Below are 518 nucleotides of genomic sequence, written 5' to 3' on the forward strand. Positions count from 1 at the left end.
CGTGATTCCTGCTTGCTTGATCACATCGGCCAACGGCATGCCCAGTTCCTCCTGCTTCAGGGCCGCAGCGATCTGGTCGCTGGAGAATGGCGAGCGCTTCATGGCATTGCCTCGCATTCTTTTTAGCGATCTTTTAAGGCAGACAAATCCGGCATTTTGCTATCCAGGCCAAGACGGGCTCGAATCAACGGGTCTTTATATTGATCGCCGATGTTCATCAGGTTCTGGCTGACGGCATTGTTTTCTGCAGAAGGCGCGGCCGGGGCAGCAGGTGCGGCGGCTCTTTCCATGCCTGGGCAGGAACGTCCGGTCGATTCAACCGCCTTGCGATTGGCTTCGCTTTGGCAGAGCAGGGCAAGCGCCACATCGTTCAGGCCCATGGCGCGGAATTCCCTGGAGTCAAGGCGCCGTACGCATGCCTGGTCGACCATGGTGGTGCCGCCGGTGGCGCCGAAACCTGTGAACGACAAGCCGAACGATGCTGAACCCATGCAGGTGTCGGACAAGGTGGTCGTCAG

At 58.9% G+C, this 518-nt stretch carries 1 pseudogene; it reads right to left on the reverse strand.

Annotation, left to right across the window (positions count from 1 at the left end):
- Positions 1-122 precede the first annotated feature (122 nt).
- Positions 123-518: pseudogene (locus AC07V8_RS25810) on the reverse strand (hypothetical protein); the annotation flags it as partial.

The organism is Collimonas sp. GW821-FHT02H07 (assembly GCF_059421505.1).